Here is a 14,852-nt window from a genome sequence, read left to right on the forward strand (position 1 = left end):
CGATGAGGAGCTTCACGCCCTCCTCCGTGGAGGAACGGTGAGGCTCCGCTCCGTCCGCCACGAGGTAGCACATGCCCGGCGTCAGCTCGTACTTCCTGCCGTCCTTGAGTTCCGACGTGAAGGCGCCCTCCAGAACGTACACCACGTGTCCCTTCTCGCACCAGTGGTCCGCCAGATAGCCCGGCGGATAGACGACGATGCGCACCCGCACGTTTCCCTGTTTCACCACTTTCCAGAGGGCGTTGCCGCCGATGCCGCTGTGTTCCTCCGCGGGCAGGCTCTCCAGATCCACCGTCTGAAACGGAATGTCCCTCAGCTCCATGAGCGTCTCTTCTCCTTTCCAACCCCGCCTCCCGGCGCATTTCTCCGCCGGTCCGGCGGTGTGACCGCGACGAAGAGGGGAACGTCAACGGCCGCACGCGCCTTCTCTCTCGGTCACCCGAAAGTTCGCAGCTCCTCGTCCGCGCCGCCTCAGTTGCCGTCGCCCCGGAAGAGACCGCCGATATTGGGAAGAACGGATCCCTCGTCCTTGCCGCCCGAACCCAGGAGCATCCGCGAGGCGAGCCGGGAGAAGGGCAAAGACTGGAGCCACACCTTGCCGGGTCCCTGGAGATGGGCGAAGAAAAGCCCCTCGCCGCCGAAGAGGGCGGTCTTGATGTTCCCCGCCTGGCGCACGTCGAACTGCACCGAGGGGGCGAAGGCCACCACGCACCCCGTGTCCACGTCGAGGGCCTCGCCGGGGGCGAGTTCGCGCTCCATCAGGGTGCCTCCGGCGTGGACGAAGACCATGCCGTCCCCGTCGAGGCGCTGCATGATGAACCCCTCGCCGCCGAAGAGCCCCGTGAGGATCTTCTTCTGAAGGTAGATGCCCACGGCGACTCCCTTGGCTGCGCAGAGGAAGCTGTCCTTCTGGCAGATGAGGGTCCCGCCCAGGTCGTCCAGATGCAGGGGAAGGATGTTTCCCGGATAGGGGGCGGCGAAGGCGACTTTGGCCTTGCCCTGTCCGGTGTGGGTGAAGAGGGTCATGAAAAGGCTCTCCCCCGAGAGAACCCGTTTGCCCGCGCCCATGAGCTTGCCCATGAACCCGCCGCCCGAGGACGAGGCGGACCCGTCGCCGAAGATGCTCTCCATGGAGATGCGGGGGTCCTTGTACATCATGCCCCCCGCCTCGGCGACGACGCTCTCGCCGGGATCGAGCTCGATCTCCACATACTGCATCTCCGTGCCGAAGACGCGGAAATCCACCTCGTCGGCCTTGCACCGGGCAAGGGAGGGGGGTGGGGGCGGCGCCGCAAAGGCGCTCCGCAGCTCGTCCACGGCACTCATGGGAAGCCACTCCGCATAGCCCTGCCGCCAGGCGAATCCCGACGCGTCCTTCGCCACCCGTTCCGCCGCCTGTTCCGTCGTGTAGGGTCCTTCCTGCTTGCCGCCGTAACTCAGAAACCATTCCGCCATCGTCGTTCTCGCTCCTTCTTCATCGATATCGATATCGACGTCCATCGTTCTTCATCGGCCTTCGCCCTTGCGGCGGAGGCCTCGAAAACCTCCAAAAAGCGACGGGGCACCAAAACCCCGAGCGGAGGCGATGCGCAGAAACAAAAATTCCGAGTGCAGTATAGAATGACTCGGCGGCTCCGTCGAGCGGCTTCGACAGTGCCCCGGGCGGCACAGGCGCGGACGCGGCCCCCCGGGCGCGATGTGGCGCGGCGTGCGCCAGGCTTCATGCGGGGCCTGGAACCCGCCGACGTGGCATGTTCGGAGTCGCCGCGCACCGCGAAACTTCCGGCATGATCCGTGAACTTCCGGCATGACGCGGCACGTTTCGAGCCGCCGTGCGGACGCGGCACTGAGATTCGTGCGGGACCTGCGAACGAAAAACCCAAGGGCGGCGCCCCAGAACACAAGCCGGAGGATGTTACGGAAGTTCCGTCACGCTCTGGCGCAACGCCCGTGTCGTGGTGACACGCGGGGTTTTCGAAAAGCGCCGGCAAAGGGAGTTCAGGCGGGAATCCAGTCCGAGAGGGTTCCCGTCTCGGCGGCGGCAAGCCAGCCCCGGAAGGACGCCTCGTCACGCACGCCATCCCGGAGCACCGCCCGGTAAAGATCTATGGAGAGACACGCCAGGGAGGAATCCACGGCGCGACGCGCCTTGAGCCCCAGGATGGCCGCCCGGGTCTCCTCGGTGAGAACCCGCTTCATGGGCTCCACGAGAAATTCGCTCCGCGGCAGAGGATAGTCCTCGGCGGCGGACCACATGTCCACCTTCCAGAGCGTTCCGTCCCCGGCGCGATAGCGGAGCTGCCAGTAGAGCGCGTTGTCGCCTCCGGCGAGATGGTTCTGAAAGAGGGCGCTCTCCACCCGGGGATTTGTCGCGCAGCACTCCTCCAGCACGCGAAAACCGTCCTCGATGCGGAGATCGGGACAGTAGATCTCCATATCCAGGTCCGGCCCGTAGACCAGGTCGTAGGCCACGGCTCCCACTACCACGGGGCGCCCGTAGCGTCCCCATCGTTCCAGCAGGCGCAGCTCCTCCAGCATGGCAAGCGCCTCCGCCCGCATCCGTCCGGAGGTGCGCAACACCTCCGCCATGTCCGGAACATCCGCCGCGCCGTTCTCCCTGCACTCTCTGCATGTTTCCATGAGTCTTCATCCTCCCCTCGGGTTTCGTCCCGCTCTTCGTCCGTTCTTCCGTCCGTCGCTTCGTCCGGTATCAAGGGACACCCAGCTTCCCGCACTCAGGGAACATCCATTTTCCCGAAGATGTCCTTGCCGTTGTCGTCGTTGCCGTTGTCGTTGTCGTTGTCGTTACCGTTGCCGTTTCCCCGGCTGCTTTCCTCACCCCTTTTCCAACGCAACGCCCTTTGCGGAAAAACCACCGGAATGCACACGCACGAGTTCCTCTGCTTTCTGTTATGATTGTGTCACAAAGAAGAAGACCCGCTTTGAGCAACGCTGGAGAAAACAGATGTACGGATATTGCACAAGAAGCGCGCGCAGGAAGGGGGCTTCCGTCATGTCCGTCCGAAATCCGTTTCCGTCCCCTCTCCCCTCCGATTCCGACAAAACCGGCGACACCCGGAGCACTTCCGCGTCCACATCCGACGCTGCGGCGCGGCGACATCTCTTTCTGCGCACCTTCGCGCTCACCATGCTCCCCGTGGCGGCCCTCCTCGCCCTGCTCGCCTTCCTCATCTTCCGGCAGGTCGTTCCCACCCTGGAAAAAAATCATCTGCAGCAGAAGCGCGAACTCTGCCGACGCCTCGTACAGGTGCAGATCTCGGACCTCCGGGCCCGGGACGAAGACGTCCGCCGGGGGCTCCGGCAGCTCGAAGAAGTTCAGAACCGGGCGTTGAGCTTCCTGAGACGGCACCGCTTCGGCGACGAAGAAAAGGACTACTTCTGGGTCATGGACGCCCGCACGATGCGCCTTCTCATGCACCCCTACCGCCCCGATCTGGAAGGGGTGGACCCAGGCACCGCCCGGGGACCGGACGGCCACATGCTGCTCGACATCACGACCCGGATCTCCAGGGCTGTGGACAACCCCGAGAGGGCGGGGTACGTGGACTACCAATGGCACCTCAAGGACCGGCTCGACGTGGTGGCGCCCAAGATCTCCTACGTGGAACTCTTCGAGCCCTGGGGATGGGTGGTGGGCACGGGGGTGTATCTGGACGACGTGGCGGCGGATCTCGCCGCATGGCGGCAGCGTCTCACCAACATGGGTCTTGCGGCGCTGCTCGTCGCCTGCGCCATCGCCCTTCCCCTGAGCTACCGCTCCGCCACGCTCCGGAGCCGCGAGAAGGAAGCCCAGGCGGCCATCCGCCGCACGGAGGAGCGCTTCCGCACGGTCTTTGCGACCAGCCCCATGGGCATTGCCGTGAACCGCATGAAGGGAGGCGCCTTCCTCGACGTGAACCCCGCCTTCGAGCGCCTCACGGGCTTCTCCCGGGAAGAGCTGCTCGGACGCAACGCCCTGGAGGTGGGGATCTTCGGGGCCTCCCAGACGCAACGGCTGAAGAAGTTCTACGAGACCATCCGCAGGGAAGGCCAGATCCCCCGGTACACGACGGCGGCCTACCGGAAGGACGGGGCGGAGCTGCACATCCTTCTCTCGGCGTGTCTGATCGACGTGGACGGTGAAACATGCCTTCTCACCACATCCATGGACGTGACGGACGCGCACCGCCTGGGCGAGGCAAACGCGGAACTCGAGGCGCGCATCCGGGAGCGCACGGAATCCCTGGACGCCCTGGACGAGGCGTTCCAACAGAAACTGCGCGCTCTGGACCGGGCGGAGCGGCAGCTGGCCCTGGCGACCAAGGTCTTCGAGCACGCCGACGAGGCGGTGATGATCACCGACCGGGAGGCGACCATCCTCTCCGTGAACCCCGCCTTCACGGCCATCACGGGATATTCTTCCGAGGAGGCGCTGGGCAGGAATCCCCGCATTCTCAAGTCAGACCGGCACGACAAGGTCTTTTTCGAAGAGATGTGGAAGGCCCTTGCGGAGCACCATTCCTGGAGCGGCGAAATCTGGAACCGGCGCAAAAACGGCGAGGCCTTCCCGGCGATGCTGCACATCGTGGCCTGCACGAACGACGAAGGGGAGGTCACCGAGTACATCGGCACTCTCCAGGATCTGAGCGAGCTGCACAGCAGCCGGAACAAGCTGCTCCACCAGGCCTTTCACGACGGACTCACGGAACTGCCCAACCGCTTTCTCTTCGAGGAGCGCCTCGCTCTTGCCTGCGAGAACGCCCAGTCGAGCGGAGGCACGCTCGCGGTGGTCCATCTGGGCCTGGACCGCTTCGGAACGGTGAACAAGACGCTGGGCTTTCCCATGGGCGACGCACTCCTCCGGGAGGCGGGTGAACGCCTTCAGGAGACGGTGGCGAGCAAGGCGGAGGTGGCCCGCTTCGGCGGCGACGAATTCGTGGTGCTCCTTTCCGACGTGGAGGATCTGGGGCAGAGCGTCGGCACGGTGGAGCGCATGCTCGACATCCTGCGGCGCCCCTTCTTCCTGGGAACGGAGGCCGTCCAGATGAGCGCCAGCGCCGGAATGGCCCTGTATCCCCGGGACGGAGAAACGCCGGAGATGCTGCTCCAGAACGCCGCCCTCGCCATGGAGCGGGCCAAACGCGAAGGGGGCAACACCTACCGCCTCTTCACGGAGCTGCTGGACAAGCAGGTGCAGCGCCGCCTGCGCCTGGAGGCGCAGCTCCGCCGGGCCGTCGCCACGGGAGAGTTCGTGCTCCACTACCAGCCGAAGGTCACGGCGGACAGGGGGTTCCCCGTGGGCGTGGAAGCCCTCCTCCGCTGGCGCGACGAAGAGGGACGCATCGTCTCCCCCACGGAGTTCATTCCCCTCGCCGAGGAGATCGGCGAAATCGGCCGCCTCGGCGCCTTTGCCCTCGAGACGGCGTGCCGCACCGCTCTGGAATGGCAACGGAGCGGACACGATCTGGTCATGGCGGTGAACATCTCCCCCAAGCAGTTCGCCGGAGACGATCTGGTGGATCTCGTCCTCGACACGCTGTCCCGAACCGGGCTGGAACCGACGCGGCTGGAGCTGGAGATCACCGAATCGGCCTTTCTGGAAAACCCCACCGCCACGGTGCGCGCCATGGAGCGCCTCGCCTCCAGGGGCGTCCGTTTTTCCCTGGACGATTTCGGCACGGGATATTCCTCCCTGTCGTACATCCGCTTCCTACCCCTGGCGGGGATCAAGATCGACCGCACCTTCATGACGGACCTGGCGGGAGAGCGGACCAGAGCCATCGTCTCCACCATGATCCACCTCGCCCGGGAGCTCCGCCTGGAGCTGACCATGGAGGGCGTGGAGACGGCGAAACAACTCGCCCACCTGAAGCGTCTCGGCTCGGACTTCTTCGTTCAGGGCTACCTCTTCTCCCGCCCGCTCCCCGAGGCGGACGCCCTGACATGGATCCGCACCGCCACACAAAGACCGGACAGGGAGAGTCCCCGGGAAGGCTGAGGGGTCGTCGACGGACACACGATCAGGGGCGGAAGAAGGAGTTGCGTGCCTTCTCCCGCCCCTGATCTGCGTCACGGGATGCACCTGTCCGGCAAGGAACCGGCTCGCGCATGCGAGCCGGTTCGCTCTCCGGGCATCAGATCAGAAGCGCTCATCCGTGAAATAGGTCCCCTTTTCCTTCCAGAGCGCCTCCAGGTTGGCGAACCTATCCACCGCATCGCCGAATTTCCTTCGGGACACGGCCAGAATCAGTGCGTTCAAAAAACTGACGGGACCCGCGTAGGAGTCGATGAACGAAATGAAATAGCAGGGCGTCGCAAGCACTTTTTCCGCATTTCGCGCCACGGGAGTGTTGGGGCTGCTCGTGATGGCCACCGTATGCAGGCCCAGCCGGGACGCCAGGGCGATCATCTCGACGACATTGCGGGTGCAGCGGTGAAACGTAATTCCAATCACCAGCGATTCCGGAGAGAGGTTGGCTATCCGTTCCAATCCGTAATCGCGGTCCAGTCGATGGACGTTCGGAAGAAACCAGGACAGATAAAAACAAAGATAATGAGCAAGAGCAGAGGTACTCCGCTCTCCCACCACATGGACCGATTCGGCTTTCACGATCATGTCCGCCACGTCGTAGAGATCCGCCCTGTTGAGCTTCGCCGCTCCATCGAGGATGGCCTGTGCATCCAGGCGAAACCCCTTGAGGAGCAGATCGTCCTCTTCCTCGGAGAACGTGTAGGCCTCCTCACGATCCAAAACCGAGAATCCGTCCATCAGGTCCTCCTGAAGGGCGCTCCGGAGCTCGGGATATCCCTGAAAGCCGAGTGTGTTGGCGAAACGGAACACGGTGGACTCGCTCACCCCGACCCGCTGCGCAAGCTGCGCGGCGGTCAGGAAAGCCACTTCCCTGAAATTGTCCAGAAGGTGCTGGGCGATGAGACGGTGGTTCTTCGAGAAATCGGACATCTCGCTCTTGATGCGGTTCAGGATCATGCGAGGGCCTCCCTTGAGAACAGAATGCGCGCCATCCCGGCGGGATCGGTTCCTGTTTCGGAAATCCTACCACATTCCGTTCTTCCGCACCGTCTCGCGCCGCCCCGGGAGGCTTCGTCTCACTGCCGCACGACCGCCGGAGGCGGGCGGCACAAATCTCCCCGGCGAAACTCGATCCGGAGCGGGAGATTCCCAAGCCCTCCTTTGGGAGAAACGGACACTCCTCACGCCAAAAGCCGCTCGCAAAAAGCTCCGCAAGGACCCCTGCGGCAATGCCCGCGGAAACCCCAGGACACCGCATTCTCCACGTGCTCAACGCAACACCCCGAGGGGATCACGTTCCTTCCTTTTCCTCACAGTCCCGAGGAAATTTCCAGGAGGCGGAACGACTCCGGAGAAACTGCACGGAGAAGATGCCGCCGATGATGCACATGCCCACCAGGTTGCTCATCAATGAGGGGTGAATCAGCAACAGGGGAACGGAAAGCAGCAGCACCCTTTCCACGATGTTCAAGTCGTCCAGCAAATACCCCTGAATCGCTGCGGAGAGACCGATGATGCCGATCAGCGCGGTAATGCACCCCACAAGGATGTGCAGAACATCCCCCTTGAGCAGCAGATACGGATTATACACGAACATGAAGGGGACAAGAAACCCCGCGATTGCCGTCACAAGAGCCATGAACCCCGTCTTCAGCGGGTTCGATTTCGAGATTCCCGACGCCGCGTAGGTCGCGAGAGCCACGGGGGGCGTCACATCGGCGAGCACTCCGAAATAGAGGCAGAACAAATGCGCGGAAAGCATGGGAACTCCCAGACGGGAAAGCGCCGGGGCCGCCAGCGTCGACGTGATGATGTACTGCGCCGTCGTCGGTACTCCCATGCCGAGAATGATCGACCCCACCATGGTCAGGAAAAGCGCGAAGGGAAGAACGCCTCCGGAGAGACTCAGCACCAGGGAGGAAAACAGCAGTCCTATGCCCGTGATGGAGATGACTCCGATGACGATCCCGGAACACGCACAGGCCGCAGCAACCTCCACGGCCCCCGTTCCACCTTCGATGAGCGCCTTGACGATGCGCTGCGGCGTCATCCGGTGCTCCTCTTTGCCGAACCAGGAAATCACGACCAAGAGGAGAATGGACCAGAAAACCGCCTTGACCGCGGAATAGCCGAGGGCGAGAAAGGCCACCAGAACCACGATCGGCAGGAGAAGTTGCCAGCCCTCCTTCAGGACCATTCTGACTTTCGGGAGTTCTTCGGCGGACAAGCGCGGCATTCTTTTCTTTCCGGCCCTGAAATGGACCATGGCGACGATGGAGATGAAGTACAGCGTCGCGGGAATCGCGGCGGCCACGACAATGTCCCAATAGGCGACGCCCAGGAACTGAGCCATGATGAACGCGGCGGCGCCCATGACGGGAGGCATGACCTGCCCACCCGTGGAGGCGGCAGCCACGATGGCTCCGGAAAATTCACTGCTGTACCCGGACTGTTTCATGAGAGGAATGGTGAAGGAACCCGTCGTCACGGCATTCGCACAGGAACTGCCCGATACGGTGCCCATGAGCGCGGAGGCGACGACGGCGGCCTTTCCGGCTCCTCCCTGACTCTTTCCTGTAAGGGCGACGGCGAGATCGATGAAGAACTGCCCCGCTCCGGAAATGTTCAGAAACGAGCCGAAAAGAACGAAGAGAAAAATGAACGTCGCCGACACGCCCATGGGCACGCCGAAAATGCCGTCCGTTCGCAGGTACAGAAAGGGCGCCAGCTCGTCGACCGGAAAGCCCCCATGCCCCAGGATGCCCGGGAAATACGGTCCGAAGAGCGCGTAGACGATGGCGATGACGGCCATGATCGGAAGAGGCCATCCCATGGAGCGCCGCGTTCCCTCCAGAACGAGAAGGATCATGACGATTCCCATCCAGATGTCGGAAGGCAGAGCGGCACCCTCCCGAGCGGCCATCGCTTTCCAGTTCAGGAGAATGTTGACACATCCGGCAACCAGCAGACAGGCGAGGATCCAATCCCACAGGTCGATGCTGTTTCTTGGGCGCTTGTCCGAAACGGGATACCGCAGAAACAACAGTGCGCCCATGAACATCCAGTGAATGCTGCGCTGATACATGGCGGACAAAAGGCCGAAATACGCCGTATACAAATGAAACAGGGACGCAGCGATCGCAATCGCGAAAAGCACGTACCGCTTCCAGTCGTCGAGCACTCTCACCTTGGACAGGGCTTCCGCCTCGATCACCCTCTCCCCGCACAGGACATCTCCGCGCTCTTCCGTTCCGGACACAAAGTTCACCCACCCTTCCGACAGGGCCTGAGAAAACGAAAGAGCCCCGGAGCGAAACACGTCACCTCGCCAGGGGCTCTCTCTCCGTCGTGCGTCTTTGGCGTTACTCCACCGTCACACCCTGCTCGGCGAAATACGTGACCGCCCCCGCCGCAAAGGGAATGATACCGATTCCCGCCTCCTTCGGAACAAAATGTTCCGCCTGCCGTGTGACCATCAGAAAATCGTCCTTGTGTCCGATGATCGTCTTCACGAGGTCATAGGCCAACTTTTCGTCCATGTTCTCGTGAACGATCAGATAATTTCCGTCCGCAATCGTCAGGACATCCTGATCCTGCTTCTCGTACGTACCCGCCTTGATCACATAGGAAAAGAGAAAGGGGTTCTGGGAAATCGCCCTTGCGACGATCTCCTCCGGAATCGGAATCAGCACCAGATCCCGCACCGCGGCAGCTTCGAGATAGGCCGCCCCCGGCGTCGCGAAATTCCAGAACACCGCGTCGATATTGCCATCTTTCAGGGCCATCGTGGATTCGGACATGGTGAGCAGTTCCTTCTTGACATCCTTTTCCGGATCCATTCCCGCGGACTTCAGGAGCAGTGTCGAAAGCAGCTCGTCGCCGCTTCCCGGAGACCCCAGGACGACCTTGCGCCCCTTGATGTCCTCCAGTGTTCTGATACCCGAATCCCGCGTCGTGACGAGATGGTGCGGCGACGGGTACATGTGCATCAGTGTCCGGAGAGGAAGTTTCCCGTCCTTTTCAAACTGGCCGGTCCCCGTGAAGGCTTGGTACAACGCAATGCCCATGCTCATACCGACCTGAGCGCGCCCGGTCCCCACCAAACGGCAGTTTTCGTTCGAGGCTCCCGCGGCGCGCGATGTCGCCTTGACGCCGATCCCGGCGTTCGTGAGCACCTCCGCGATCGCTCCTCCGAGCGGATACCACGTTCCCCCCACGCCGCCGGTGCTGATGGTGACAAACGAGGTAGCCCAGGCCGCCGCTCCGAAAACACAGATCATCACGCCCGCCAGAAGACCCATTGCCCTTTTCATCGTTCGAACCCCCTCATTGTGGTGTGTGTGACAGAAACGACATCTGCCGGAGAAGCGAGCCCCGTTATTTCCCCTGTCCCCGAAGACGTTTCGAAGCCGCTTCGAGCGCCTCTTCCAGACGATCCGTCATCGTGTCCATCTCCTCCTTCGAGACCGTCAACGGCGGAGCGAAGAGAAACTGGTCCCCCGCCACGCCCCCGATCTGTCCCGTGCTCGGATAGACCACAAGCCCCCGCTTCATGCATTCATCCGTCACGAGAGCGGCGGCTTTGGCACCGGCGGGGAAGGGCGACTTCGTCTCCTTGTCCGCCACGATCTCGACACCGCGCATCATGCCCATCCCCCGGACGTCGCCGACAATGGGAATGTCGTTCAGCGCAGGAATCCGCTCTTCGAAGCGCTTTCCCATCGCCAGGGCGTTTTCGAAGACATCGTGCTTCTTCATGTACCGTATCGTGGCCGTCACGGCAGCCGCCGTCACCGGGTTGCCGTTGTACGTATGACCGTGACAGAACGCGCCGCTGCCGTCCCGGACGATCTCGGCGATCTCCCGCCGCACGATCATGGCCCCCACCGGTGCGTATCCGCCGGAAAGGGCCTTGGCGGCGCAGACGATGTCGGGAGTCACGTTCCAGTGCTGCGTGCAGAAGGGTTTCCCCGTGCGCCCCATGCCCGTCATGACCTCGTCGGCCACGAGGAGGACGTCGTATTTCGTGCAGATTTCCCGAACGATGGGCCAATACTCGCCGGGCGGGGTCAGCGCCGAGACGGTGGCACCGGATACGGGCTCGGCAAAGAAGGCCGCCACCGACTCCGGTCCGATGCGCAGAATCTCCCCCTCCAGCGCCCGCGCACAGGCCACGTCGCACGAGGGATACGTCAGATTGAAGGGACAGCGATAGCAGTAGTGCGTCTGGATTTTCGGCATCTCTCTGAGAATGGGGGCGAAAATCCGCCGTTTGGCCACATTTCCCGCGAGAGCCATGGTTCCCAGGGTACCGCCGTGGTAGGAATTCCACCGGGCGATCAGTTCGGTCTTCCCGGAACCCTTGCCGTCGCGCTCCACGAAATATTGCCGAACCATCTTCATGGCCGATTCGACGGCTTCGCTGCCTCCGCTCACGAACCAGACATAGTCGAGCCCCTCCTGCGTGAGAGAGACGACCTCCCCGGCGGCCTCGACGGAAGCGTGCGTGTTCCATCGGGAAGGATGCGCGAATTCCATCGTGCAGAGCTGGCCGTACATGGCATCGGCGATCTCCCTGACGCCGTGGCCGATGTTCGAGAGAAGGGCACCGCAACACCCGTCCATGAAGGCGTTGCCCTCCTCGTCGTAGAGATACACTCCCTCTCCCCGGACCGCAGTCCGGAGATCCTCCCTGAAGCTCCTCGGTATCAGATGTCCCTGGTCCACTGATGACGTCACTCCCTTCTCAAGCAAGACTCTCGACCTCCCGGCCTCTTCTTCCGTCACCTCCAGAAACGCCGGAAAAACCCCCACCGCTCACGCCCCTGCAGCGCTCTCTCCGGAGCCCGACCACCCCGTATCGGCCAACCCCGCTCACCCTCATTTTTCCGGCGCCTCCGGAGGAAGGAACATCGGCACCGGAGGCGACACCGCCTCGAAAGGCGCCGCCGTGATGGAGCGCAATTCCTCCAGCGTGATCTCCGGGGCGATTTCCCGCAGGACGAGCCGCCCGTCGGAAAAGTCGAAAACACCGTATTCCGTGACCACGCAATCGGCCTCCCCGTATCCGGTCACCGGAAGCGTGCATCGGGAAACGATCTTGGGCGCGCCGTTCCGGTTTCTGTGGGTCATGGCCACATACACCTTCTTCGCGCCGGCCACGAGATCCATGGCACCCCCCACTCCCAACTGTTTGCCGTTGGGAATGATCCAGTTGGCGATGTTCCCGTCTCCGTCCACTTCGAAAGCGCCGATCACCGTCGCGTCGATGTGCCCTCCCCGGATCATGCCGAACGAAAGCGCGCTGTCGAAATAGGAGCACCCCGGCCTTTCGGTGATGGGAATCCGTCCCGCATTGATGAGAAAGAGATCCTTCTCCGCCTCCCGTGCGGCCGGGCCGAGGCCGAGCATGCCGTTCTCCGCCTGGAGAAAGACCTCGGGGTTTTCAATGTAGTCCGCCACCATGGTGGGCGTTCCCACGCCGAGATTGATGAAAAGCCTTCTCCCGCTGTCGTTGAATTCCTTGGCGATCCGCCAGGCGATCCGCCTTTTCGCCTCTTCCTCGGGAATTGTCTTCATTGGTCTCACCTCACCGGGACGAGAACGTCCACGAAGATATGGGGCGTTACGACGCACTCCGGATCAAGCGCCCCCAGGGGAACCATCTCGTCCACCTCCACAATGACCAGATCCGCCGCCATGGCCATGATCGGATTGAAATTCCGGGCCGTCTTGTAATAGGTCAGATTGCCCAGCGGATCCGCCCTGTGCGCCTTGAGAAGCGCCACGTCGGCGGAGAGCGCTTCCTGGAGCAGGTAGTCCCTTCCTCCGAAACTTCGGGTCTCCTTTCCGGCCGCCAGTTCCGTCCCCACCCCCGTCGGGGTGTAAAAGGCCGGGATGCCCACCCCGGCGGCACGAACGGCCTCGGCGAAGGATCCCTGGGGAACGAGTTCCACGAAGATGCGTCCCTCGTTGTACGCCGCGGCCACCTCCGGGTTCCAGTTGTAGTAGGTCCCGATGAGCCCGCGAACCTGGCCGTTGGTGAGAAGCTTCCCCAGATCCGCATTGGGCGAGCCCAGATCGTTGCTGAGAATGACCAGGTCTTTCTTGCCCGACGCGCAGAGCGCGTCGATGAGCATTTTGGGATCCCCCGCGTTGCCGAATCCGCTGATGAGGATGCGAGCCCCCTGTGGCACCAGGGCGATGGCCTCTTCCGCGCTCATGCTCTTGCCGCTGCTCAAGCCCTTTTTCTCTTCGCTTTCCTTCATGACCGTCTCGATCCCTCCCTTTCCGGCCCGTCCGTCAGACCCTCTGAAACACCGCCGCAAGTCCGAGCCCCCCGGCGACACAGATCGTCGCGAGACCGAAACGCTCTTTGCGCCGCCGCATTTCGTGAAGCAGCGTGACCGTGATGCGCGCACCGGAACATCCCAGAGGATGCCCCAGCGCGATGGCCCCTCCGTTCACGTTCACTTTCGAGCGGTCGAGCTTCAGAGACTTCACCACGGCAAGACTCTGGGCGGCGAACGCTTCGTTCAGCTCCACCAGCCCCATATCCTCCACATCGAGACCGGCACGCCGGAGAGCGGCCTCCGTGGCGGGAACCGGGCCGATCCCCATGACTCGGGGATCCACCCCCGCGGCGCCCATGGAGACGAATCGGGCCAGAGGTTCGAGGCCGCAGCGCTCAAGTGCCCGCTCCGAGGCGAGGACGAGGGCCGCCGCCCCGTCGTTGCGTCCCGAGCTGTTCCCCGCCGTGACGGTTCCCCCGCTCTTGAAGGCGGGCCGCAGCGACGCCAGTTTTTCCAGCGTGGTGTCCCTGCGGGGATGCTCGTCCGTTTCAAAGAGGGCGGGCTGGCCCTTCTTCCGGGGGACCGGCACGGGAACGATTTCTTCGGCAAAACGACCCGAATCGATGGCATCGACGGCTTTCCTGTGGCTCTCCAGGGCAAAGAGGTCCTGTTCCTCCCTGGAAATACCCCATTGCTCGGCCAGATTTTCCGCCGTCATTCCCATGACGAGCCGACCATAGGTTTCCTGGGGTTGCGAACAGGGCTGGCTCTCCGTGTTCGGGTCCAGAAGCTCACCGTTTCCCGCCTCGTACCCGAACCGGGCCTTTCGCAGATAGAAGGGCGCGGTGCTCATGCTCTCCACTCCACCGACGAGCACGATCTCCGCATATCCCGACCTGATCTGAAAAACGCCGTTGATCAGTGCCTGCAATCCCGAGGCGCACTGGCGATGCACCGTATAGGAAGGCATGGATTCGGGAAAACCGGCGAGAAGAGACGCCACCCGGGCGATGTTCGGAGCATCCGCACTCTGCTTCGCCTGTCCGAGGATCACTTCGTCAATCCGGTCCTTCTCCAACCCCGTGCGGCGAATCACCTCTTCCAGGACGACACGGGACAGTTCCTCAGGCACGACATCCTTCAAGGCTCCTCCCATGCGGCCTCCGGGAGTTCTTGCGGCGGAGACGACGAAGACTTCTTCCACACGAGTCACGCTCCTTCGGGAAAAAATGAAAGAAAACTTTCGCCTGAAAACTATCACGAAGGAATACTTCTGTCAATGCTCGGAAAAAGAATTCGCTCCGGGTACCCGGCCCTCGCCCGGAAGGGACCATGCATCTGCTCGAGCACCCCTTTCTGCCCGGGGCGCTCTTTTGCTCTCTCCGAAGCACTGTGTTTTCCGCAGGGGAATTCGCGGGGGAATTTACCGAGAGAGGTATTCCATCACATGATGGCGAGAAGAGTCATTTTCGAGGGCATGTCACTGTCTTGTTTCGCATTTTTCCCGAGCCGGAAGCAAAGACAGCGCC

At 62.7% G+C, this 14,852-nt stretch carries 12 protein-coding genes; 1 reads left to right on the top strand and 11 read right to left on the bottom strand.

Annotation, left to right across the window (positions count from 1 at the left end; all coding sequences use genetic code 11):
- The 4 genes from Q1K49_RS08230 to Q1K49_RS08250 form a co-directional block, all read right to left on the bottom strand.
- Positions 1-322: DHCW motif cupin fold protein (locus Q1K49_RS08230; RefSeq protein ID WP_300524941.1), on the bottom strand; the 322-nt coding region annotated here is incomplete at its 3' end.
- Positions 323-471: 149 nt separating this feature from the next.
- The gene (locus Q1K49_RS08235) at positions 472-1,455 is read right to left on the bottom strand and encodes a TIGR00266 family protein (RefSeq protein ID WP_213694222.1); all 984 of its coding nucleotides are present in this window, start codon (positions 1,453-1,455) and stop codon (positions 472-474) included.
- A gap of 543 nt (positions 1,456-1,998) precedes the next feature.
- On the bottom strand, positions 1,999-2,640 hold the full coding sequence (locus Q1K49_RS08245) for a hypothetical protein (protein ID WP_213694223.1): 642 nt from the start codon (positions 2,638-2,640) through the stop codon (positions 1,999-2,001).
- 95 nt (positions 2,641-2,735) lie between these two features.
- Positions 2,736-2,888: a hypothetical protein gene (locus Q1K49_RS08250; protein ID WP_213694224.1), complete on the bottom strand. Its 153-nt coding sequence runs from the start codon at positions 2,886-2,888 to the stop codon at positions 2,736-2,738.
- Positions 2,889-3,013: 125 nt separating this feature from the next.
- Here Q1K49_RS08250 and Q1K49_RS08255 point away from each other — a divergent pair, with 125 nt between their 5' ends.
- Entirely contained in the window at positions 3,014-5,998 is a 2,985-nt protein-coding gene (locus tag Q1K49_RS08255) for an EAL domain-containing protein (RefSeq protein WP_300524944.1), read from the top strand.
- Between the two features lie 141 nt (positions 5,999-6,139).
- Here Q1K49_RS08255 and Q1K49_RS08260 read toward each other — a convergent pair whose 3' ends face one another.
- The 7 genes from Q1K49_RS08260 to Q1K49_RS08290 form a co-directional block, all read right to left on the bottom strand.
- Positions 6,140-6,988 carry a MurR/RpiR family transcriptional regulator gene (locus Q1K49_RS08260; RefSeq protein WP_300524946.1) on the bottom strand — a complete coding sequence of 283 codons (849 nt, stop codon included), beginning with the start codon at positions 6,986-6,988 and terminating at the stop codon, positions 6,140-6,142.
- A gap of 334 nt (positions 6,989-7,322) precedes the next feature.
- Positions 7,323-9,290, bottom strand: coding sequence for a TRAP transporter permease (locus Q1K49_RS08265; protein ID WP_300524948.1), 1,968 nt, complete (start codon positions 9,288-9,290; stop codon positions 7,323-7,325).
- Positions 9,291-9,393: 103 nt separating this feature from the next.
- On the bottom strand, positions 9,394-10,344 hold the full coding sequence (locus Q1K49_RS08270; protein ID WP_300524951.1) for a TAXI family TRAP transporter solute-binding subunit: 951 nt from the start codon (positions 10,342-10,344) through the stop codon (positions 9,394-9,396).
- A 64-nt stretch (positions 10,345-10,408) separates the two neighbouring features.
- A complete protein-coding gene (locus Q1K49_RS08275; protein ID WP_300524953.1) occupies positions 10,409-11,785 on the bottom strand; it encodes an aspartate aminotransferase family protein in 1,377 nt (458 codons plus the stop codon).
- Positions 11,786-11,911: 126 nt separating this feature from the next.
- The gene (locus Q1K49_RS08280) at positions 11,912-12,610 is read right to left on the bottom strand and encodes a 3-oxoacid CoA-transferase subunit B (RefSeq protein ID WP_300524954.1); all 699 of its coding nucleotides are present in this window, start codon (positions 12,608-12,610) and stop codon (positions 11,912-11,914) included.
- A 5-nt stretch (positions 12,611-12,615) separates the two neighbouring features.
- Complete coding sequence (locus Q1K49_RS08285) at positions 12,616-13,299, bottom strand: 3-oxoacid CoA-transferase subunit A (protein WP_300524957.1); 684 nt, start codon at positions 13,297-13,299, stop codon at positions 12,616-12,618.
- A gap of 34 nt (positions 13,300-13,333) precedes the next feature.
- Positions 13,334-14,527, bottom strand: coding sequence for a thiolase family protein (locus Q1K49_RS08290; protein ID WP_300524959.1), 1,194 nt, complete (start codon positions 14,525-14,527; stop codon positions 13,334-13,336).
- Positions 14,528-14,852 lie beyond the last annotated feature (325 nt).

Source organism: Aminiphilus sp. (assembly GCF_029975095.1).
In the GTDB taxonomy this organism is placed as follows: Bacteria; Synergistota; Synergistia; order Synergistales; family Aminiphilaceae; genus Aminiphilus.

Excerpts from the sequence above, each read along its gene's own strand:
- Q1K49_RS08260 (WP_300524946.1), bottom strand. The coding sequence starts at position 6,988 with ATGATCCTGAACCGCATCAAGAGCGAGATGTCCGATTTCTCGAAGAAC.
- Q1K49_RS08245 (WP_213694223.1), bottom strand. The coding sequence starts at position 2,640 with ATGGAAACATGCAGAGAGTGCAGGGAGAACGGCGCGGCGGATGTTCCG.
- Q1K49_RS08280 (WP_300524954.1), bottom strand. The coding sequence starts at position 12,610 with ATGAAGACAATTCCCGAGGAAGAGGCGAAAAGGCGGATCGCCTGGCGG.
- Q1K49_RS08285 (WP_300524957.1), bottom strand. The coding sequence starts at position 13,299 with ATGAAGGAAAGCGAAGAGAAAAAGGGCTTGAGCAGCGGCAAGAGCATG.
- Q1K49_RS08235 (WP_213694222.1), bottom strand. The coding sequence starts at position 1,455 with ATGGCGGAATGGTTTCTGAGTTACGGCGGCAAGCAGGAAGGACCCTAC.
- Q1K49_RS08270 (WP_300524951.1), bottom strand. The coding sequence starts at position 10,344 with ATGAAAAGGGCAATGGGTCTTCTGGCGGGCGTGATGATCTGTGTTTTC.
- Q1K49_RS08255 (WP_300524944.1), top strand. The coding sequence starts at position 3,014 with ATGTCCGTCCGAAATCCGTTTCCGTCCCCTCTCCCCTCCGATTCCGAC.